We start from the raw sequence: 21,255 nt of genomic DNA on the forward strand, positions 1-21,255 counted from the left end.
CAAAGAGAGTGAAAGTCTCGTACATGAAACCAGAAGGGAGCTAGTGGGATCCAGAGTACTGCGAGACACGTGGAACCTTGCAGGAAGTCGGGGGGACCACCCCCCAAGGCTAAATACTCCTTAGTGACCGATAGCGCATAGTACTGTGAAGGAAAGGTGAAAAGGACCCCGGGAGGGGAGTGAAAGAGAACCTGAAACCCTGTGTTTACAAGCTGTGGAAGCACGTTAAGGTGCAACCGCGTACTTTTTGTAGAACGGTCCGGCGAGTTGCGGATGCTGGCAAGGTTAAGCACTAAAGGTGCGGAGCCGAAGCGAGAGCAAGTCTGAATAGGGCGTCAAGTCAGCATGTGCAGACCCGAAACCGGGTGATCTATCCATGTCCAGGTTGAAGCGAAAGTAAAATTTCGTGGAGGACCGAACGCACATCCGTTGAAAAGGGTGGCGATGAGGTGTGGATAGGGGAGAAATTCCAATCGAACCCGGAGATAGCTGGTTCTCCTCGAAATAGCTTTAGGGCTAGCCTCGTATTAGTCTGGTGGAGGTAGAGCACTGAATTTCCTAGGGGGCGTCAAAGCCTACCGAAGAATATCAAACTCCGAATGCCATACAGATGATGTACGGGAGTCAGACGGCACGAGATAAGTTGGGTCGTCAAAAGGGAAAGAGCCCAGACCTGCAGCTAAGGTCCCAAAGTGTGTGTTAAGTGGAAAAGGATGTGGGATTTCAAAGACAACTAGGATGTTGGCTCAGAAGCAGCCACACATTCAAAGAGTGCGTAATAGCTCACTAGTCGAGAGGTCCTGCGCCGAAAATGTCCGGGGCTGAAACACAACACCGAAGCTCAGGAATGACTTAGGTCATTGGTAGAGGAGCATTCTTAAAGGGGCGAAGCAGTACCGATAAGGAGCTGTGGACTTTTAAGAAGAGAGAATGCCGGAATGAGTAGCGAGATGGAGGTGGGAATCCTCCAGGCCGAATATCTAAGGTTTCCAGGGTAAAGCTGATCTGCCCTGGGTAAGTCGGGGCCTAAGGCAAGGCTGAGAAGCGTAGCTGATGGACAACAGGTTTAGATTCCTGTACCACATGGTATCAGAACTGTGGGGACGCAGAGGGATAAGATGACCGGGGAACAGAACCCCGGGCAAGCGTAGGAGGTGTCAGGCAGGCAAATCCGCCTGATAAGCCAAAGACGTGACGCGGACCGAACCAAAGTAGGGAAGCATCCGATTCCAGCTGCCGAGAAAAGCCGCTATTGTGTATCATGTGCCCGTACCGTAAACCGACACAGGTGGATGAGGAGAGAATCCTAAGGCCGGCGGGAGAAGCATTGTTAAGGAACTCGGCAAAATGACCCCGTAACTTCGGGATAAGGGGTGCCAGAGAGATCTGGCCGCAGAGAATAGGCTCAAGCAACTGTTTAGCAAAAACACAGGTCTATGCGAAACCGTAAGGTGATGTATATGGGCTGACGCCTGCCCGGTGCTGGAAGGTTAAGAGGAGAGGTTAGAGCAATCGAAGCTTTGAATTGAAGCCCCAGTAAACGGCGGCCGTAACTATAACGGTCCTAAGGTAGCGAAATTCCTTGTCGGGTAAGTTCCGACCCGCACGAAAGGCGTAATGATTTGAGCGCTGTCTCGACAATGCACCCGGTGAAATTGAAATACCAGTGAAGATGCTGGTTACCTGCGCCAGGACGGAAAGACCCCATGGAGCTTTACTCCAGCTTGATACTGGGATTCGGTAATGCATGCACAGGATAGGTGGGAGGCTACGAGTACGGAACTCCGGTTTCGTATGAGCCGCTGTTGGGATACCACCCTTGCGTTACTGGGTTTCTAACCATGGTCCATGATCTGGATCGGGGACAATGTCAGGTGGGGAGTTTGACTGGGGCGGTCGCCTCCGAAAGGGTATCGGAGGCGCTCAAAGGTTCCCTCAGAATGGTTGGAAACCATTCGAAGAGTGCAAAGGCAGAAGGGAGCTTGACTGCGAGACCGACGGGTCGAGCAGGTAGGAAACTAGGACTTAGTGATCCGGTGGTATGAAAGTGGGATTGCCATCGCTCAACGGATAAAAGCTACCCTGGGGATAACAGGCTTATCACTCCCAAGAGTTCACATCGACGGAGTGGTTTGGCACCTCGATGTCGGCTCATCGCATCCTGGGGCTGAAGTAGGTCCCAAGGGTTGGGCTGTTCGCCCATTAAAGCGGTACGCGAGCTGGGTTCAGAACGTCGTGAGACAGTTCGGTCCCTATCCGGCGCAGGCGGAGGATATTTGAGAGGAGCTGTCCTTAGTACGAGAGGACCGGGATGGACGGACCGCTGGTGTACCGGTTGAGCTGCTAAGCTCATGGCCGGGTAGCCAAGTCTGGCAGGGATAAACGCTGAAGGCATCTAAGCGTGAAGCCCCCCTCAAGATGAGATATCCCATTCGAAAGAAGTAAGACCCCTTGAAGACGACGAGGTAGATAGGGCAGAGGTGGAAGTGCAGTAATGCATGGAGCTGACTGTTACTAATCGGTCGAGGGCTTATCCAGGAAGGTCAAGTGAAGATTCGAAGGTTGATGATGTTCAATATGTGGTTTTGAAGGTATGTTCCTTCATTATTCCTCGATAGCTCAGTCGGTAGAGCACGCGGCTGTTAACCGCGCTGTCGTAGGTTCGAGTCCTACTCGGGGAGTTTTTTCATACTATCCAATGTGTTCGGTAAACCTGATGAGATGTGGGTCTGAAACGCCCTGGTCACCAGTTCAAATCTGGTAATCGATGGATTCGCGTTTATCCGGTTGACAGAGGCAAGTAAATATGATAGTATATATTTAAGGCCCCATGGTCAAGCGGTTAAGACATCGCCCTTTCACGGCGGTAACACGAGTTCGAACCTCGTTGGGGTCATTTAGCTAAATATGGCGACATAGCCAAGTGGTAAGGCGTGGGTCTGCAACACCCTGATCACCAGTTCAAATCTGGTTGTCGCCTCTCTTATGAGAGCCTCAGAATCCTTTATTTATAAGGACTCTGGGGTTTTTTCTTTGTGATTTTGATGTTTGCGCGTGTTTGCGGTCTGAAAACAGTGCATTGTATGAAGATTTACCTATCTATATTCATACAATAAATTGAGTAGAAGGCTTCCTTCTCTTTTTGCTGGAATAGGAGTGGAATTAACATGGAAGATTCTGTTCACAGAAAATATAGTTATTATACGAGCCGTAACCGGCATCTGCTACCGGATATTTGGGGTAGAAGCCATAAATATCATGGAACTTATTCATGAGGGGGATGAAAAAGTCCATATCTGAACGGTATTGGTTCACATCAACAACCGCTATTACTCATCCGCCACACCGACCTGGACATTATACGCCGGGAGCAGCTGGTCATTTCCCATATAGTCCTTTTTGATTCGCATGAAAGTAGCGGAATGATCAGTCTTGGAATAGCTATTGCGTCCATCTCCACAGATTTGGATCTTTTCTACATAGTCATTCAGCTTTGACAGATATTCCTGAAGTTTTTCATAATGGCGCTGCTGGACTGACTTTCGATGTCCTTTCTCAGCGACAAACGTTGTTTCATCCAACTGCCAGATTTCTACGTATTTCGATGCGGCTTCCTTTAGGTATTTTGGCGAGTATTCCGTATTAATACTGAACTTTATCCCTGTGTATTGAAGCTCAAGATTAATTTCCTGAAACAGGGAAGTGATCTTCTCAAACAGGCGGTATCTGGATTTTTCAGTCGCTTTCTTCCATACCCAGGAATACTTGTTTGCGTTGGCTTCAAACTTAGAACCGTCAATATATAAATGTTGCAGGTCCGTATGTTCTTTCTCAAAAATTTTTTGATTGATATCACAGAATAGTTTCTCAATAGAATCGCTGAGTATCTCATTGATAAAATATCCAAAAGTCCGATAGGATGGGACTTCATGATCCATCAGATACATGAATCTTAGATTCACTTTGCAGCTGTCTTCCAGCTCACGAAGAGAAACATATCCATTTGTCATAAATCCGAACAGGATTGTTTTCAGCATACTGACCGGGTTATACCGAAGTCTTCCCACCTCATGTTTCGGGATTTCCTTCAGGTATTTCTCCAAATCGATTTCTCCCATAAATCGATTAAATGTCAGCACCGGATCACAAATGTCCAGATAATCTTGAATTAGTATTGGCAAAACTGCCTGTTTGGGGTTAGAATAAGTGTGTGTTATTTTTTTCATTGCAGATTAATTTTAACACAAAAAGAGGACCTTGGATTCATTATGAATCCTTGGCCCTTCTTTTTTATAGGCTATGTTTTTTCACAGCCCCTTTTTGTTAAAAGTGTTTACACGGTTTTGAAATTTTTGTATGTGAATGTGCCAAGTAGGAAATCCCTCCGACTATAATGGTACTAAAGATACTTCCCATAATAGTGCCTATGATTTTTCCGTTTATATAGTCTCTATTCGTATCAGAAATATCTTTATCAACCGCGTCCCAATCAATAGCTTCCGCCTTAGTGTATTTGATAAGCTCACCGTCATCAGATAGGCTGGTCGCGTAAACTGGCTTCCCGTGAACTGCTTCCATCTGATCTGCAGTAACAATTGCCTCTAGTAACGCTTTATCGTTACTAATAAACAGCTGTGTATGCTGTACTTTATACCAAGTAACAGCATTGATGATCCTTTGATCTGCGATCCGCCGGTGTAATATCCTAACATCAACCTCATCCGGCTCTTCTTCCAAGGAGAATTTATTTATATTACGAAAAATCTGTGGCTGGACCACACAGGAATTAGGGGATCGGATCGGGCTTACCAAGCAAACCATCAGCAATTTAGAAAATGGGAAATCCACAATGAGTAAATTGCAATATATTGGTTTGCGATATATTTTTGAATATGAAATTACTCACTCTAAAGCTCCTTATGTAGAACTCTTAAAAAATGCTATGGATAAATTATTAGACGCCAAGCTAACACGTGAGGAATTTAAAAATTATCAAGCAAAATTTTTGTACGAGGCTACAGCTCCGCAAAATAAATTTCGCAAAAAAGCCGTTTCAAGTATTGCACATGCAGCTACTGTTGGTGCAACAGTTGGTGCTGGCATACTGGGCGCTGGTTTATCTCCAATCGGTACAATCGGCGCCGTTGTCGGAATGACAACACCAATCGGTGCAATTGGTGCAATCGGCGCCGCTACAGGAGCGGTTGCTGGAATGGTTACTGGAGCAACAACTGATTGGTTCGCTCGATTAAATTCAAAAGACGATGATGTAGAAATTTTCCAAGATGATAATATGAACGACTAAGTATTTTCATTATGCTGAAATGCACTGTAAATTTATTTTTTCACTCTATAATAGCAAATTGCACAAAAAGAACGTACATCTTTCTATATGATAACGTTATCAATAAATAGAATAACGTTCTTTATAAATTGATGTGATCTATATTTTCAGACACTTTTTTCTTCCCTAGAAATAAAAATCTTTGTAAAGTATTTCATAAAATTATATGATATACTACTGCTATATAATACGAGGAGGAACAACTGGATGATAAAGATAAGGCGGGAACAGATTGCAGGAATGAATATGCACTATAAATACAGAACTTTGGATTATTTCTTTAAAACGCAGCAGGCTCTCGGAATAAAAAATATAGAGTTTTGGTGTGCAAGACCGCATTTCCTGCTAGATGATTATGGGTTTGAGGATGCGGCTGAATTAAAAAAGAATGCAGCAGATTATGGATTGACAATCGGAGCTTTTTCACCGGAGTGTACGATTTATAATTATGCACTTTGCTGTCATGACGAGACGGCAAGGAAGCATTCAATCGGATATTTTGAAAATGGAATCCGTGCAGCGGCAGAAGCTGGTGCGAAAGTGATGGTACTCAATTGCTGCGGCGGTGCAAGAAATGAAGATCCGAGACGTATTTTTGAACGTGCGGTTCAAACCTTGCGTCGGCTTTCAAAAACTGCTGCGGAAGAGGGGGTTGTTCTTGCAGTGGAAACAGTACGGCCAGAAGACGCAACGGTTATTAATATGCTTCCAGAGCTAAAAAAACTTTTGGAGTCGGTTAATGAGCCGCAGATACAGGCTGCCCTGAATTTGACGAGTGCCGGAGTGGCAGGAGAGTCGATGAAAGACTGGTTTGAAGCATTAGGAGACAAAATATATCATATCCGTTTTGTGGATGGACGTCCGCAGGGATGCCTTGCATGGGGAGATGGTTTGAGACCGTTAGAGGATCAATTGATTTGTCTGGATCAGTACAAATATAAAGGATTGCTAAGCCTGGCACTGAATGATGCACGCTACCTGGAGGATCCGGCTGCAGCCGATCGGCAGAATATGCGTGAATTGGAACCGTTTATAATGGATTAATTGTATGAGGAGGAAGCGAAAATGAAAATAGTTGATTTTGATAAACTTTCGGTATTGAATCTTCATTATTGCCAATATACGTTGGATTATTTCCTGGATTGTATGCAGGAACTGGGAATCAAAAATGTAGAATTGCTGGGAGGGCATCAAGGACTTTGGCTGGATCCAAATGAATATCAGGATCCAGAGCCAGTCCGTAAAAAATTACAGGAACACGGTTTGAAGTGCCCAGTATTTACACCACAGAATTGCCGGTTTGGTTATCAATTTGGTGTAAAAGAACCAGAACTGAGAGAAAAAACATTTGGATTTTTTGCAAATGCGATACGTCTGGGGGCTGCGCTGGGGGCAGACAAGATGGAAGCAAATTCTGGATGGGGTTACTGGGATGAAGCGGAGGAGGATGGGTTGAAGCGGGCAGCTGAGATGCATCAGAGACTTTGTGAGGTCGCAGAGGAAAATGGCGTGACAATTGTGGCAGAGACTTTACGGCCGCAGGAATCAAGAATTGGGTATAGTTTGCAGCAAATGAAACAGTTATTTGATTTAGTCGATCATCCGCGCTTTAAAGTTATGATTGATTTGACAGCAATGTCAGTTTCTGGTGAAACGATTCAGCAGTGGTTTGATGTTTTTGGAAAGGAAAACATTGTACATGCACATTTTCAGGATTGTGATCCCTATGGGCATTACATCTGGGGTGAAGGGAAGAGAAACTTAAGAAAGGATTTAGAGGACATGGTAAAAAATGGATATGAGGGATATTTTACGCAGGAACTGACAGCACCAGCGTATTACCTGGATCCATTTCGTTATGACAAAAGAAATGTGCAGAATTTGAGAATGTACATGGAATAGAGGAGAGAAAGAATATGTGGACAGATGAATTATTTCATGTAAAAAAGCCAATCATTGCACTGTTGCATTTGCGGGCGCTGCCGGGGGGATCCTCTGTATGAAAAAGACGCAACGATGGGAGAGGTAATTGAAAATGCAGCCAGAGAGCTTCAGGCGCTCCAGGAGGGAGGAGTAGATGGAGTTTTGATTGCCAATGAATTCAGCCTTCCGTATGAAAAAAAGGTTTCCTACGTAACTGTGGCAGCGATGGGACGGGTTGTGGGAGAATTAAAAAAAGAGATAAAAGTTCCATTTGGTGTCAATATTGTTTCTAATCCATTGGCGACGATTGACTTGGCAGCAGCAGTCGAGGCAGATATGGGATGAAAGTGAGCTTTAGGGAAAGAAAAAAGATATAAATGTAATCTGTAAATAAGCGGGCACTGTGAAATCTGATAGAGTGAAGGTTTTTGCAGTGCCTTTGTGTGTAGAGAGGAGAAAAATAAGATGGCAAATGGGGTAAGCACAACGCAGATACGAGAATTTCTTGCTACTTTACCGGTTAATAAGGTCTTTCATTTATCAGAAATCATGGAACTCATCGAAAAAGAACCTGGATGAGGGATTTAAAAGAGAAAACCAGTATAATCATACGGGGTGCAATGTCTATGATGGCCATACAATTAAGAGTCAGCCGATGGGGTTCTGGATAAGGGCAGACGTATTGCAATATAAAATGGATCATAGAATTCCCATCTGTTGCATATATGGAGAAGTGGTATGGGATAAAACGGGAGAATGGGTTACGACAGGCGAGAGCCGAACTGGCTGTGTGATGTGTGGATTTGGTTGTCATCTGGAGAAAGAGCCGAACCGAATTCAGAGGCTGCGGTGTTCAAAAAATCCGGTACATCGTCGGATGTGTGAAGGAATTTTAAAAATTGAGAATCATGGAGTTACATATGAGGAGGCGTTGCAGAGGTGCCATATTGCGACAACGATAGAAGAGATTCAGTCGGATGCAGAAGATAAGGGGAGGGCTGCATAAACGAATATTTTTTCAGACGATGATAGGAATTTTAAATGGAGTTTGCTATAATGATAACAACGATGGTTGAAGAGCAGGAAAGGAATCAGGGATGACCGGATTTGTACAGAGCAAAATCGAGTTAGAGCGGGATGTACAGAATGAGCTTCTGAACTGGAAGAATAAACGGCATCATACTGTATTACAAATAGAAGGACCATGGCATGTTGGAAAGACGCATGAGGTCAAGAAGTTTGTATATAGCCATTATAAACAGGTCGTCTATGTGAATCTCGTGCGTGATGAATATGGATTTGAAGATCTAATGCTTACAGATCATTTTATGCGGGAATATTGCAGGAATGCAGGAATTGGTGAGTATGTGGATGATGAAAGTACAGTTCTCGTGATTGATGAGATTCAGGAGCGTGCGAATGTCTACAATGCGATCCGTGATCTGCGGGAACAGCTTGGATGCGACATCATTGTCAGCGGCAGTTATCTTGCCAGAACCGTCAATTCCAGAGACTTCTTCCTTCCGGCAGGGATTGCGTACCTTCAAATGTACCCGCTGTCATTCAAAGAATTTTGCAGAGCATTGAATATAGAAGATATATTGGAAACAATCAGCTTGAAGTCAGAATCCAAGGATGAAGATTATCAGAAACTTGAAGAGGCCTATCAGGTATATCGAAAAATTGGTGGGTATCCGCTGGTTGTCACAACATTCATAGAATCCAGACAGATTGACGACTGTATGGTGGTTCTTGAAGATCTGATTCGTACCTTTACGGCAGAGTCAAGTCGATTCTTTACCAACAGCACGGCGCTTAGTATCTTCCAAGAGGCGTATAAAGCAGTTCTGGTGCAGATTGCGGAAGAGAAGAAGGGAACCGGAAAGACATTCCTGGAATTTGTCATGAACTTTGTGAAAGACACGGTAAAGGAACCGGTGAGCAGGAATGAGGTGCGCACAGCGGCTTCGTGGCTGTTATGTTCCGGAATTATCGGCTACTGCGATCTTTATAATAATGGGGATGTGACAGATGTTGTCAGCAATCGAAGGGCATACTTTGCTGATCCGGGAATCGCAAATTATATTTCCAGTATGGTTACAGTTCCGAAAGACGCGATCGAGGGAATGTTGACAGAGACATTTGCGTATACAGAGCTTAGCCGCTTGTATCAGGCTGCTCCGGGGAAAAAGCGTGTTCGGGGTGACAAGCCGTGCTTTTCTACCTGTGGAGACTATGAACTGGATTTTGTGGTTGTCGATAAAGATGATGTTTGCTATGGACTTGAGGTAAAGAGCGGAAATAATCGTGCCAAATCTTTGGAGTATTATAGAGATAAGGGTATGGTTGACAAAGGGTTCCGGTGTGCACTTTCTCATGGAGGTCAGGGATCACGCTTTGCAACGATACCGATTTATACGATCGGATGCCGATTCCCCTATGAGACAGTATAAAATGGATGAATGAGTGGACGGGAGGACAAGATGCAAATCGATTTAGAAAGAAAAGCATCTAGTAAATTGCTTGCATGGAAGAATAAACCGAACCATTCTACACTTGAAGTGTCAGGGGCAAGACAGGTTGGAAAAACTTATCTGGTCAATAAGTTTGCGGACCGGGAATATAAAAGAAAAATTTATGTAAATCTTCTGGAACTTTCTGGGGAATTACTGGTGAGCCATTACAGAGATCTCATTCAGAACATGAAACAGGGAGAACGGTATGAGAATCCTGTGTATGAGTTGATTAAACGATATGACCCTACGTTTGTTGATGACTCAGACACGGTTGTGATCATTGATGAGATTCAGGAATCGGTAGATATTTATAACCGGATTCGGGAGTTTACGAGAAATCTGGCGTGTGATTTTATCATTACAGGAAGCTACCGTGGAAGAATTCTGAATGACGACTTTAAATATTCGGCTGGGGATTTGGACGCAATTGATATTCAGACTCTCAGCTTTGAAGAGTTTTTAATGGCATTAGGAAAGGAAAAGCTATACCAGCAGCTGGATTTATATGGAAACAGCAGTGAAAATACGTACCGGGAGCTGGAAGAGCTTTACCATATATACTGCACGATTGGCGGATATCCGGCAGTTGTGCTAACTTATATGGAGACAGGTAGCATCTCTCAGTGCCAATTGACTCTTGAGAAGATCGTTCGCCTGTTTGCAAATGAGAGCCGGAGATACTTTAAAGACATCTTGGAATACGATAGCTATGAGAACCTGTTTACGAGTGTCGCAAGACTTCTTGTGAGGGAAAAAAAGGGATTCGAGGAAGACAGTTTCAGTGAAGAACTTCAAAGCCTTGTTGTGAGAGAATACTCAAGCAATCTTTCAAAAGCTGCGGTAAACCGGGCAATTGACTGGCTCCACAGTGCTGGAATTATTGGATTTGCCGGAAAACTGACTGGATGTGATATTCTGTCTTACAAAGCAAAATCAAGAGCGTTCTTCATGGATCTGGGACTTACAACGTATTTCCTGACCCAGACAGGGTGTAGCGCAGGGGATATTTAGGGGGTGGTCAACGAAAATTTCGTATATCTTGATCTGAAACGGAGAATTTCATATCCAAGGGAAATTGCATTGGAGACCCCGGCGTTTTCTACATGGGGAAAATACGAGATTGACTTTTTTGCGAAGTCGGTCCATACAGACCAGCACACATATGCGATTGAGGTTAAGACCGAAAAAAACAGCGGAAAGACCGCAGAAGAAATCTTGGAAAAGAGAAAAGCGGATTATGTTCTGTATGCAAAGGGAAATACACATGGCGGAATCCATGGAAATACTTACACGATCCCGATCTATGGGATAGCGAAGTTTCAGTTTAATTAGAGGAAAGTCGGAAACTAAAGCATTTTACAAATTTTGAGAGCAGAAGCTATGTGGATAGCCGCTGCTCTCATTTTTTTGTGGGGCAGAAGGTGAAAATCTATGCATTAGTTGTCTGCTGTAAGTCCTTGCGATATCGATAATAGGTGTTGCGACTGATGCCGATTACCTTCATGCAGTCAGTCGGACATAGATCTCCGCCAAAGAGTTTGTCCCGCTTGATGATGATATTTTTTGCCTTCCGTTCCTTTTCTGTAATACAGCGACCATGTGGACGACCGAGTTTTTTCCCAGCTAAACGGGCGGTTTGCAGACCCTCAATGGTGCGCTGGCGGAGATCGTCAACCTCTTTCTGTGCCTGGTCAAAGGCGATTTTAATTTGCTTTTCAGCTAATTTCATCAGATACTGCTCCACACCTTTAAGAATCAGATCAGCATCGGTACCGGTCATTGGAATATCAATCTGAAGAGATTCGCGGTACACAGCAGTATCGATTTGTGGCTCGTTTATAAATTCTAATGTAATGCCCCGCTGATAGAGCGCTTTATAGTCTGCAAATCCTTCATCTGAAGTACGGGACATTCGGGAAACGGAGTCGAAGACAATCTTGTCATTTTCTTTTACCAGTGAGATCAAATTTACTCACTTAGGGCGGTCCTGCGTTCGCCCAGTATAAACTTCGATGATCATTATGGCATCTGGGTAGCGGGATTTAATATTGCGAATCTGGCGGTCGATGTTTTGGTGCTTGCTGGAAATTCTTGCGTATCCGTATATCAATGAGGTATCCTCCGAGGCGTATGATAAAAAGCTTACGTTTATATTATACAATAATCGCTCAGATAATGAAAGATGTAAGTGTACGAAAAAAACGGTCGTTTTTTTATACAGTTTCAACTTGCGTATATTGCCAATCATCTGTACACTATAAATATAACATTTTTTTCATACAATCGGGAGAGATGTGCATTGAACTATGGATATATAAGGATTTCTACAAAATTTCAGAACGTGGAACGACAGGAGCGCAACATCCGCCTGATGTGTCCGGATCCGAACCTTGTTATCATCAAGGAAATTTTTACTGGTAGCACACAGGATCGGCCTAAGTGGCGGAGATATTATCCCAGATTTATGCCTGGAGATAATATCTATTTTGATTCGGTTTCCAGAATGGCCCGTGATGAGGATGATGGAGTAAAGGAGTACCTGGATCTGTATAAAAGAAAAGTGAACTTGTTTTTCTTCGTGGAGCCTGGGATCAACACGGATGTATATCGGGAAGCCTGTCAGATGCAAATTCCACGGACTGGCACGGAGGTTGATATAATTCTGGAGGCCATCGAAGCATATCAAGTGAAGCTTGCAGAAAAGCAAGTCCGTATTGCCTTTCAACAGGCCCAGAAGGAACTGGATGATCTCAGGCAACGAACGATCGAGGGATTAGAAACAGCCAGACGTTCTGGAAAGCAGCTCGGCCGGCCTCGTGGCCGGTGCATCACCGAGAAGGAACGAAAGGCAAAAAATATTATTCTGAAACGTGATACGCTCTTTGGTGGAGATCTTTGTCCATCTGACTGCATGAAAGTAATCGGCATCAGTCGCGGCACTTACTACAAATATAGAAACGACTTATCTAAATTTCCAATTGCATAGTAAAAGGCGGAAATGCATCCATGTGTATTTCCGCCTTAAGTTCCTTTAACATAGGCGACCAGTGATCACCTATTTACATAAAAGATAAAGATATCCATGATAATAAATGCTATTCCAAACACATGGTTAGAAACTTTAAATAATAAGGGAGTATCTTTTTCAAGTATATCTTTTTTAAATTTTGCAAGCATTGCACACTTCAATACGCAGAATACAAAAAAAGCCAAAAGTCCGGTTATTTGTAAATTCTTATAATTGTAATAGGATGCCCATGCAATAAAAATACAAAATAATATCCCTGATAAATTAAAATACGAATAGACATTTCCCTTATATTTCATAGCATACCTCTCAATTAATAAATCTCATAAGATACATAGCCCGGGGTCCAACCTAAAACACCATCGTTTGTATATCCATAGGTATAACTAATATGGAGTACAACTGTATATCCATATATCATACTTCCAGCCGTAAGTAATATATTGGCAGCATAAAGCGCGGCTGCTAAAGTCACATAAGGCGAAGCAGCCATAATTTCACTAGCAATTCCAGCAGCTGTTGCGGCATCGTCAACGTGAATCGTTACATCAATAACGCATGTTTGCCCAATGGATGGGTTCGAAGGAAAAGCTTTCGCCCTTGCGGAATACGGCTGGGTATTTTCATAAGCAAGGTCAACTAACCTTTCAGCTTCAGTTTCTGTAGCTCCGTATTTTGTCATTAATACCTGGATCAGTTCATCCCTGCTGAGAGAATCGAAGTATGCCTGCTCTCTGGCAATTTCCCCGGATGACATGTATAATCTTAATGGTGCAGTTTCTGCAGCCAAGGCAGTTGACGTAAAAGTGGTGCAAATAAGAATTGCTGTAAGAATAAGACTCATAATTCTTTTTCTAATTTTTTTTATAAAAGTACCTCCTTGATTTGATAGTGTCAAATTGTGGGGGTGCTTAAAATAAAAGTATTTATTTGTTCATTGGATTCACTCCTTTTATGTTTAAATATAGTGAAATTAAGTATGTGTTTTGTTTTTCTATGTGTAAATTCTATCATAGTTGCTTTAAAAGCGCAATATTAGTAAATCAATCATAAAAACTCTGCAAGTTTTCAGTTGAAATGTAAGAAATTCTTCATTTTTGACGTGGATGTAGTAATATTGTCATTTTACTATTCGCTTAGCTATATCCGCACCTAAGAAAATGATTTTTTGCAACCGATTTATTTCGAGCAGTTGACCTTTCCCGAATTACAAGGTTGCCTTCCATAAAAAAGCGTGCTGCATAAAGCAACACGCTACAAAGGATCAGACTGAACAAAATCTATTGCTGTCATGATTTTAGGATTTTCCAACCCTGACCTCCAAAAAGTCTTTATCACCAGTAAGAAGGATATCTGCCTTCGCATTCAAAGTCGCACGCAAAATCGGACGATCATTGACGTCTCTTACCTGCATTTCTGAATCATATTCTTCCATCGGTATTGGAACCATTTCCAATGTCATTAGAGCCAATGATAAAAATTTTTCTAATGCTTCTATCCTTTTCGGAAACTTTCGATTAAAAATGCGTCTCATCTCATCAATGTTCTGCTCGCAAATCAATCCATGATTTGGATAAGTAACAGCTTTTTTAAAGGCTGCAAATGGTGCCCCTTTATTGCTTAAAGCTGCAGAAATAAGGATATTGGTATCAATGAGTATTCTCATCATGCCTCACTTTCCGCACGAACTTCTTTTACCAAGTTCATGACGTCTTCATCGGATGTGATACCTGCAGCCTCCGCTTCTCCATCCATTTGTGCCTGTAATATCTGCATGGCATAAATTGCCGAATTAATGACGCGAACACTTCCGTTTTCTACAACAAAGGTAATTCTATCGCCGCTCGAAACGCCAAGAATTTCTCTAACGTCCTTCGGAATTGTAACCTGACCTTTTGCCATAACCTTTGCATTATCAATAAATGTAGTTGTAACTATAAGCATACCTCCTATCTATAGTGGTAGGGAATGTAGGATTTTCCCTACTACTATTATATGATCTTTTTAAAAATTATCTACATATATTTATTGCTTTGATACAACACTTCTCAATAAACAAATTGCGTACGTTGTAATTAGCGTATTCCAATCTTGTAACCCGTTTTATTCCATTTTTGTAACCACTTTGGTTCACAAATTTTGAAATATCCAAAATAGAGCGATTTTAAAAAGTAGGATGACGGAACCAGGAAAAATATTGAAGAGCCGGAACCCATTCACACCTTTTTACGTTGGAAAGAGTATGGATACAGTGTAAAAAAGGGAGAAAAAGCGATTGCTCAGATTGAGATCTGGAAGTACACAAAGAAGAAGAAAACGGATGGAGAGGACACGGAGGAAGAAACTGCAGAACATGCATTTAAGAAGAAAGCCTTTTTCTTTTGCTTTGCACAGGTAGAGCCGATAAGGAGAAAAGCCGATGAGAGCGAAAAAGTATGATATTTTGGATTGACCTATTAGGGTAATATATCCGGCGGGACGGCTCCGGGGGATCTCCCCCGGAGCCGCAAGGGCCCTCATCAGCCCCCCGGACTACGTCCGTGCCTAGTCCCTTGACCTCCCCGGCTGTGGCTGAATCATATATATATATATATATATATAAACAGAGAAAATGTATTGTGAACGTTACAGAGAGGGCCAGATTGCTCGGCTGCTGTCTCATCCGGCAGATCTGCCCCAAGCCCCTTCGGGGTACTTTGCTCTTACGGGAGGGAGCGCTGCTCCCCCCCAAGCGAGGCCTTCCCCTCCAGGGGGATTACCGTGACCGGTAAATCCCCGCTTACCCCCATATGAGCTGGCCATTCAGCGGGGCTGGAAATCGCCTGTTTTTCCTTTTCGGTGATTAGCTTTTCGATATCTTTTTTGCTGAGGCCAAAATGGTATTTTAACAAGCGATCAAAAAGCTTTTCATATTCCTGAAGAGCTGCGTTTTTCTGGGAAAGATCGGCCTCGAGTGCAGCAATCTGTTCCGTGATGCGGACTGTTATTGCAGTCCGCAAAAGATCAGTCAGACGGTTCGCTGCCTGTACCATGCGGAGCAACTGCCGGAGGAACATGTGTGGCTTCTCGTGTTCGATGCAAAAAATCATCTGATTGGAATCTTTGAAATTTCGCATGGATCGTACACACAGGCGTCACTCAATCCGGCACAGATTTTACAAAGGGCGTTGCTTTGCGGAGCGGTCAGAATCGTGCTGGTACACAATCATCCGAGCGGAGATCCGGAGCCGAGCAGAGAGGACCGGACACTCACAGAACGAATCAAAGCGGCAACAAATCTGTGCGGGATCGAGTTTATCGATCACGTGATCGTTGGCAGCGCCCGGTCGGAAGCGTTCTGCAGTCTGCGCGAGGAGGGAATGATTTAAAGGACATGCCGGGGACGAGAAAAGCAGAGCTGAAGCTTATTCATGTAAAAGATTCGATTCTTTTTGATATCCGAATGTACGCCCAAGGATTTCAAAAAGGTTTCCATCAGGTGATATTTGAAGCCTTTTCACGATGTTAGTTTGCCCCATGTGTATACACAACCAGAATGTCAAAAAGATCTCATTTTCACCCATCTTGGAGTTAATTGGGCTGTTTTCATGACCGGCCGCAGTTAAAATAGAGTGCGGATCAGAGTTCTTGATTAACTTAGGATCCACGTTTTTATACATTTGTAGATATTCTTTGCTTAACTCTTCTGACGTGATATCGTTATATGGAACTTTTTCCTTCCCGAGCACCCTTAAAAGTTGCGCCTCTGCAGCGTAATATTTTGTAGAAGCCTCAATATCCAAGAGAGTCAAATTTACAGTGTAGCGCATTGCTATGAGAAAAAGGAACACACAAAAGTGCATACTTGGCTTTTCCAATAAAGGATGTTTGGAAGGATGCTGACTCCAGTTTCTTGTAAGTTTCAGGACGGAAAAATATGCATATTCAATATAAGTATCTTGATTGTTACTTTCAATTTTGATTGGTTGGAGATTATTCTTTTCCCACAACTGTGCAAGCTTGTGGGTAACTTCACCTATATACACATTCCGCTGATCAGCATCAGTTTTACGAGGATCTGCATTTACGGCATGTATTATGGATGTCAAGTATGATTCTGCATTTTCCTTACCAATACGGGTAAAATCTGTATTGCTTCCCCATGTTAAATGCAGTAAATGGAGGATGTTTTCGCACATGTCTGTAATATGGCTTTTGAAATAAACAATATCCGATTTTACGTAGTCTTGTGTTTTGCTTTCTTCCTCTAATAATCGTATCATAAGACGTAATGGTTTATTAGGATCACGAAAAAGTCCACTCGATATTTTTATTGGCAAAAAAGGAATCTGCTTTAATACCTCTTTTTTTATACAGGGCATCTGGTGGGTTCTATCCCCATCAAAAAATTTTACTGGCTTACAGCATTCACTTTTTGAATGGGGTGGTACAATGGAAATTTTTGGTAGCAATGAAGTATAGTCCACGCTTTTAGGAACACTAATCAACGAAGATGTCCATTCATTTCGATCAATCAGTTCACCGCCAAACAATATATCCATAAGATTTTTACCGATGTGTTTTAATTCAATATAGGTATTTCGGATATTGGACTCGTCTGGTGCCTTTATTGTTCGATACAACTCACCTAAATCATGAGCTAACACATACATGTACGGAATTTCTATATCATGAGAAAGCGAGAACTCTGCAAAAGGGGAATTTTCCGAAATCATAAGTCTCATATTTTGGTAAATACGCAACACCCTAAATTTTGAAGTATTCTGTACATTTCCGGCATCGCCAGGATACCATTCTTTCCAGGTTTTTTCAATATATTCAACGCCACTTAACAGAGCCTTCACCATTTGATTAAGATAGGATAAAAACTCTTCTCCATCAATAAAAACTCTTCTTTTAATAATGACGCCATTTTCAGCAGTATAAGCGCTGGAAAGAGTGTTGCATAGTGTATTTAATTTTTGTGGATACATTTCTACACTAATATCGTCATCTGGTTCATTTAAGAGTATGTGAAGGGATTTGTTAATACACATTGTCAGTAAAATGACAATGTGGTTATAAACATCATCGTTTACTGATATAGCCTGTTGCCGATAATAATCCCGTATTTGATCTATCGCAGTAAAATTGTTAAGAGCTTCTGCGTAATCCAGTAGCAGTCTTTCATTACTCATTGTAAACATCTCCTCATATCAGTAAACATCGATATCAAAAGTCTTAGAGACATCAAAAACTTCAATCAATTTGTTATCCATATGATTTTTCACCTCATTGTCCACAGAAGACAGTGCTACTGAAAGCAGCACCGTGCTATAAAGCCGGGGGTTGTTCTGTGATCTGCAAAAAATTTAGTCGCTTAATGCAGAAACAATAGAAGCAACACTGCCAACTACTTTACATGCTACGACTGCAAAATTAAGTAAACCCATAGTCTCTCCTCCTTATTCAAACACATCAATCACTGCAATTATTGCTCTTGCAATATTTTTAATTGTTTTTACAGTATTGGCATCCATGATATTTTCCTCCTGCTTATAAGGCTAATTTGAAAAACAACAGCTACATAAATGCGATTGATTTCCAAAATGGATTTTATTGCTCAATGCCCAAAGCCAACTTGATGCCCTTTACAAGTGCTGCCGAGTAGTTGATTTTATTTTCTTTTGCAAGAATATCCAACCATTGTGGGATGGTCACATTTTTCTTTACATAAATCTCTTTTGTGGCATTTCGGAAATATGGCATCCAGATGTGGATGTATACAACATTTGTTGCATTCATACTTGGATCAGGGAGCTTCTCGCCTCGGCTCTCCATATCCATTATTTCGAGTGCCAGACATTCCTGCGCTGAATGAATCGCTTCGTCCTCTGTATCGGCCTCGGCAATTCCTGCGTTTGGTAAATCGATAAATGTGAGTTGTACAAGTCCATTTTCATGTTTTATAGTTGCTGGATAAATATAATTTTCTTTCATTTTTCCTCCAAGGAAGATTACAATCTGTATTACTTACAATACGTATTGTAATCTTCCTTAATAAAAATGTCAATATATTTTTTTGAAAATTTTCAAATTGTGTTTTAATGTGGTTTGTCGTATACTAAGTATACGAAGTGTTCGTATGTATATAGTAATGATCTTTATGTAACCATTAACTATATTCCTTTAGGGAGGTACATATGACATTTCGCGAGATTGACAAGATTTTAAAAGCCGATGATTATGTTTTGGTGCGTATTACCGGTTCTCATTATCAGTACCGTAAAGCAGGAGTTCCTTATACCATTGTGGTTCCGAACCATAATGGAAAGGATATTTCCATCGGCGTTTTAAAAAATCTTGAAAAGAAAACAGGCTTATCTCTTCGGAGATAGCCTGTTTTTTTATTAGGTAGATGCCGGGGATGAGTGTCCCGGCACAAGGGAGGACCAGCCCCCCTCGATGCTTCAGAGTAAGGCACACAAATACTGCACTGTGTTTTTTATATCCTTTTGAGACATTTTTATAAACAACGCACCATTACAATGTACCGGTATATTAAATCAGAAAAAATGAACTTAGAGCTAGAAGAGGTGAGAGTTATGTGTTTGCGCACTGTTTGCGCCCGCAAACACAAGCATCAATCGGCATGTAAACTCCTTTCTTTATCTGGGTTTCGAGAGATGACAGAAGGTTCAAATCTGGTTGTCGCCTCTCTTATGAGAGCCTCAGAATCCTTTATTTATAAGGACTCTGGGGTTTTTTCTTTACCCTGAAATGTATGCAGATGAAAGAATACGCGGAAAATACAAACAAAATGGGGAAAAAGAGAAGTCATGATTTTTGCTGGCAGTCTTGCGGGAATCTGATTTATCATGATATACTGAGGATGATGACCTGACGAGATAAGAGAAATCATTCGAACTGATATATCCTATACGGCAGGGTTCAAATCGAACGCATGTGAGATATGACGCTTAATTCCGATCAGCGTAAGCAGACCGATTCTTCCCGGAATTGCTGTGTATACGCGCGGAGCGTTTGTCTGACTGAGATACAATTCTGGAAGGCAGGGGATACAATGGAGATAAAGGCAGGAATTTCCTTACAGACAAAGCAGGTGCTTTCACAGCTTCAGGTGGAGTCCCTAAACATTCTTGCAATGTCTATGACGGAACTGAAGGATTTTATGCAGAATGAGGAGATCGAGAATCCACTGGTTGAGTTTACAGCAGGTCAGGGTGAGGAAGCAGCTCCTGTTACTTATAAAGAGACGGAACGGTTTTATAATGGTACAGAACGGGAAGACAGCCGGGAAAATGAGCTATATGAGATAGAGGACAGTGAGAAGTCCATTGAAGATCTGGTGAACATGCAGCTTCATTGGAAGCAGATCGGGGATACAGAGAGGAAGATTGTGGATTTCTGCGTGCAGTCGCTTGAACAGAGTGGATATCTCCTGGTGCCGCCGCAGGAAATTGCGGAGCGGTTGAATGTTTCGAAAGAGCAGGTCGAAAACGTTCTTGTGATGCTGAAAGAGCTGGAACCGCAGGGAATCTTCGCCTCCGGACTCGAGGAATGTCTTATGCTGCAGGTCCAGGGGATGGACGAGGAAGAAAAGTTATCACGGATGATAAATGATCATCTTCAGGACATTGCTGAAGGAAAGATCAGCACGATATCAAGAGCTTTGAAGCTGTCGTCTGCTGAGGTCCGGAAGCTGATCCATATCATCAAAGAACTGAACCCACGGCTGAATGGAGTTGGTGGAGAAAAAGCCCAGTATATTCTTCCTGACGTGCTCCTGAGTAATCAGGACGGACAGTGGAATATTGAACTGAATGATAAGTGGACCGGAAGTCTCGGAATCAATGATTACTATATTCACATGATGGAGACAGCTCAGGATCAGGAATTAAAGTCCTATTTTGAAAATAAGCTGCGCAGAGCCCGCTTTATCATGAACGCGATAGAGCAGAGAAGAGAAACTCTGACGGGAATCACAAGAGAGATCCTAAAGAGGCAGGAACCATATCTCCTTGGAAAAGGGCAGTTAAAACCAATGACTCTGGAGGAGATCGCTGATGCGGTGGAGATCCACAAATCTACGGTCAGCCGTGCGATCCGTGACAAGTATCTGAGGGCACCGTCGGGATGTTTCCTGTTCCGCAGCCTGTTTACAACAGGGATCCCATCGGGAGATGGGAATGGCGACGTGAGCAGAAATGCCGTGAAAGCGAAATTGAAGGAACTCGTTGCTGCGGAGGACAAGAAAAAACCGTGGAGCGATGAACAGCTTGCCGGATTATTGCAGGATGCCGGAATGCCGATCTCAAGACGTACGGTCGCCAAATACCGTATGGAGTTGGGAATTGGTGGGGCGTTCCAGAGGAAAGATGGTTAATGTTTGCCTGAGCTTGGGGAGTTTCCGGTTGCAGAAGTGGAATGCAGAAGCGAAAATG

Annotated in this window: 21 protein-coding genes, 3 tRNA genes, 1 rRNA gene and 2 pseudogenes (1 of these 27 running past the window's edge); 17 read left to right on the forward strand and 10 right to left on the reverse strand. The window is 42.6% G+C overall.

What is annotated here, in order from left to right:
• The 4 genes from ACI3EW_RS00875 to ACI3EW_RS00890 form a co-directional block, all read left to right on the forward strand.
• Positions 1-2,538 (forward strand): 23S ribosomal RNA (locus ACI3EW_RS00875); it begins 349 nt to the left of the window's first position.
• Positions 2,539-2,608: 70 nt separating this feature from the next.
• Positions 2,609-2,681, forward strand: a tRNA-Asn gene (locus ACI3EW_RS00880).
• A 143-nt stretch (positions 2,682-2,824) separates the two neighbouring features.
• Positions 2,825-2,896, forward strand: a tRNA-Glu gene (locus ACI3EW_RS00885).
• 13 nt (positions 2,897-2,909) lie between these two features.
• Positions 2,910-2,980: transfer RNA gene (locus ACI3EW_RS00890), tRNA-Cys, on the forward strand.
• 360 nt (positions 2,981-3,340) lie between these two features.
• On the opposite strand, the pseudogene ACI3EW_RS00895 reads toward ACI3EW_RS00890, so the two are convergent.
• Positions 3,341-4,226: pseudogene (locus ACI3EW_RS00895) on the reverse strand (transposase); the annotation flags it as partial.
• A 97-nt stretch (positions 4,227-4,323) separates the two neighbouring features.
• Complete coding sequence (locus ACI3EW_RS00900) at positions 4,324-4,737, reverse strand: hypothetical protein (protein WP_147352740.1); 414 nt, start codon at positions 4,735-4,737, stop codon at positions 4,324-4,326.
• A 25-nt stretch (positions 4,738-4,762) separates the two neighbouring features.
• On the opposite strand from ACI3EW_RS00900, the pseudogene ACI3EW_RS00905 reads away from it, so the two are divergent.
• The 8 genes and pseudogenes from ACI3EW_RS00905 to ACI3EW_RS00940 all read left to right on the forward strand — a co-directional run.
• Positions 4,763-4,834, forward strand: a pseudogene (locus tag ACI3EW_RS00905) (helix-turn-helix transcriptional regulator); the annotation flags it as partial.
• A 15-nt stretch (positions 4,835-4,849) separates the two neighbouring features.
• On the forward strand, positions 4,850-5,305 hold the full coding sequence (locus ACI3EW_RS00910) for a hypothetical protein (protein WP_243022345.1): 456 nt from the start codon (positions 4,850-4,852) through the stop codon (positions 5,303-5,305).
• A 246-nt stretch (positions 5,306-5,551) separates the two neighbouring features.
• Positions 5,552-6,388 (forward strand): sugar phosphate isomerase/epimerase family protein, encoded by an 837-nt coding sequence (locus ACI3EW_RS00915; protein WP_215702553.1) that lies wholly within the window; start codon positions 5,552-5,554, stop codon positions 6,386-6,388.
• A gap of 21 nt (positions 6,389-6,409) precedes the next feature.
• Complete coding sequence (locus ACI3EW_RS00920) at positions 6,410-7,246, forward strand: sugar phosphate isomerase/epimerase family protein (RefSeq protein WP_118532685.1); 837 nt, start codon at positions 6,410-6,412, stop codon at positions 7,244-7,246.
• A gap of 114 nt (positions 7,247-7,360) precedes the next feature.
• A complete protein-coding gene (locus ACI3EW_RS00925) occupies positions 7,361-7,612 on the forward strand; it encodes a BtpA/SgcQ family protein (protein WP_243022344.1) in 252 nt (83 codons plus the stop codon).
• A 752-nt stretch (positions 7,613-8,364) separates the two neighbouring features.
• Positions 8,365-9,720, forward strand: a complete 1,356-nt coding sequence (locus ACI3EW_RS00930) for an AAA family ATPase (RefSeq protein WP_405578802.1) — start codon at positions 8,365-8,367, stop codon at positions 9,718-9,720.
• A 30-nt stretch (positions 9,721-9,750) separates the two neighbouring features.
• Entirely contained in the window at positions 9,751-10,794 is a 1,044-nt protein-coding gene (locus ACI3EW_RS00935; RefSeq protein WP_405578799.1) for an AAA family ATPase, read from the forward strand.
• A 3-nt stretch (positions 10,795-10,797) separates the two neighbouring features.
• Positions 10,798-11,115, forward strand: coding sequence for a hypothetical protein (locus ACI3EW_RS00940; RefSeq protein ID WP_405578797.1), 318 nt, complete (start codon positions 10,798-10,800; stop codon positions 11,113-11,115).
• Positions 11,116-11,212: 97 nt separating this feature from the next.
• Here the strand turns inward: ACI3EW_RS00940 and ACI3EW_RS00945 are convergent, their stop codons facing one another.
• Positions 11,213-11,749: a serine integrase family protein gene (locus ACI3EW_RS00945; protein ID WP_405578794.1), complete on the reverse strand. Its 537-nt coding sequence runs from the start codon at positions 11,747-11,749 to the stop codon at positions 11,213-11,215.
• Positions 11,750-12,082: 333 nt separating this feature from the next.
• On the opposite strand from ACI3EW_RS00945, the gene ACI3EW_RS00950 reads away from it, so the two are divergent.
• Positions 12,083-12,769: a recombinase family protein gene (locus ACI3EW_RS00950; protein WP_405578791.1), complete on the forward strand. Its 687-nt coding sequence runs from the start codon at positions 12,083-12,085 to the stop codon at positions 12,767-12,769.
• A 65-nt stretch (positions 12,770-12,834) separates the two neighbouring features.
• Here ACI3EW_RS00950 and ACI3EW_RS00955 read toward each other — a convergent pair whose 3' ends face one another.
• The 4 genes from ACI3EW_RS00955 to ACI3EW_RS00970 all read right to left on the reverse strand — a co-directional run bounded on the left by ACI3EW_RS00955 (position 12,835) and on the right by ACI3EW_RS00970 (position 14,755).
• A complete protein-coding gene (locus ACI3EW_RS00955; protein WP_015552225.1) occupies positions 12,835-13,110 on the reverse strand; it encodes a hypothetical protein in 276 nt (91 codons plus the stop codon).
• Between the two features lie 14 nt (positions 13,111-13,124).
• Positions 13,125-13,655 carry a hypothetical protein gene (locus ACI3EW_RS00960; protein WP_215702556.1) on the reverse strand — a complete coding sequence of 177 codons (531 nt, stop codon included), beginning with the start codon at positions 13,653-13,655 and terminating at the stop codon, positions 13,125-13,127.
• 453 nt (positions 13,656-14,108) lie between these two features.
• Positions 14,109-14,480 carry a putative toxin-antitoxin system toxin component, PIN family gene (locus ACI3EW_RS00965; RefSeq protein ID WP_405578787.1) on the reverse strand — a complete coding sequence of 124 codons (372 nt, stop codon included), beginning with the start codon at positions 14,478-14,480 and terminating at the stop codon, positions 14,109-14,111.
• Positions 14,477-14,755, reverse strand: a complete 279-nt coding sequence (locus tag ACI3EW_RS00970; RefSeq protein ID WP_252197376.1) for an AbrB/MazE/SpoVT family DNA-binding domain-containing protein — start codon at positions 14,753-14,755, stop codon at positions 14,477-14,479. The genes ACI3EW_RS00965 and ACI3EW_RS00970 overlap by 4 nt, the downstream gene beginning before the upstream one ends.
• A 270-nt stretch (positions 14,756-15,025) precedes the next feature.
• On the opposite strand from ACI3EW_RS00970, the gene ACI3EW_RS00975 reads away from it, so the two are divergent.
• Positions 15,026-15,250 (forward strand): ArdC-like ssDNA-binding domain-containing protein, encoded by a 225-nt coding sequence (locus tag ACI3EW_RS00975; RefSeq protein ID WP_485663354.1) that lies wholly within the window; start codon positions 15,026-15,028, stop codon positions 15,248-15,250.
• 263 nt (positions 15,251-15,513) lie between these two features.
• Here the strand turns inward: ACI3EW_RS00975 and ACI3EW_RS00980 are convergent, their stop codons facing one another.
• Positions 15,514-15,927, reverse strand: a complete 414-nt coding sequence (locus tag ACI3EW_RS00980; protein ID WP_405578782.1) for a hypothetical protein — start codon at positions 15,925-15,927, stop codon at positions 15,514-15,516.
• Here ACI3EW_RS00980 and ACI3EW_RS00985 point away from each other — a divergent pair.
• Complete coding sequence (locus ACI3EW_RS00985) at positions 15,868-16,179, forward strand: JAB domain-containing protein (protein WP_483879995.1); 312 nt, start codon at positions 15,868-15,870, stop codon at positions 16,177-16,179. The two genes, ACI3EW_RS00980 and ACI3EW_RS00985, sit on opposite strands and share 60 nt — an antisense overlap.
• Before the next feature lie 36 nt (positions 16,180-16,215).
• Here ACI3EW_RS00985 and ACI3EW_RS00990 read toward each other — a convergent pair whose 3' ends face one another.
• Together ACI3EW_RS00990 and ACI3EW_RS00995 are read right to left on the reverse strand one after the other, a co-directional pair.
• Entirely contained in the window at positions 16,216-17,988 is a 1,773-nt protein-coding gene (locus tag ACI3EW_RS00990; protein ID WP_215702557.1) for a hypothetical protein, read from the reverse strand.
• A 418-nt stretch (positions 17,989-18,406) separates the two neighbouring features.
• Positions 18,407-18,790 (reverse strand): type II toxin-antitoxin system HicB family antitoxin, encoded by a 384-nt coding sequence (locus ACI3EW_RS00995; RefSeq protein WP_215702558.1) that lies wholly within the window; start codon positions 18,788-18,790, stop codon positions 18,407-18,409.
• Between the two features lie 203 nt (positions 18,791-18,993).
• On the opposite strand from ACI3EW_RS00995, the gene ACI3EW_RS01000 reads away from it, so the two are divergent.
• Together ACI3EW_RS01000 and rpoN are read left to right on the forward strand one after the other, a co-directional pair.
• Complete coding sequence (locus tag ACI3EW_RS01000) at positions 18,994-19,188, forward strand: type II toxin-antitoxin system HicA family toxin (RefSeq protein WP_215702559.1); 195 nt, start codon at positions 18,994-18,996, stop codon at positions 19,186-19,188.
• 686 nt (positions 19,189-19,874) lie between these two features.
• Positions 19,875-21,197, forward strand: a complete 1,323-nt coding sequence (gene rpoN / locus ACI3EW_RS01005) for an RNA polymerase factor sigma-54 (RefSeq protein WP_405578778.1) — start codon at positions 19,875-19,877, stop codon at positions 21,195-21,197.
• Positions 21,198-21,255 lie beyond the last annotated feature (58 nt).

Origin of the sequence: Pilosibacter rotomagensis (assembly GCF_045062245.2) — a bacterium.
GTDB lineage: Bacteria > Bacillota > Clostridia > Lachnospirales > Lachnospiraceae > Pilosibacter.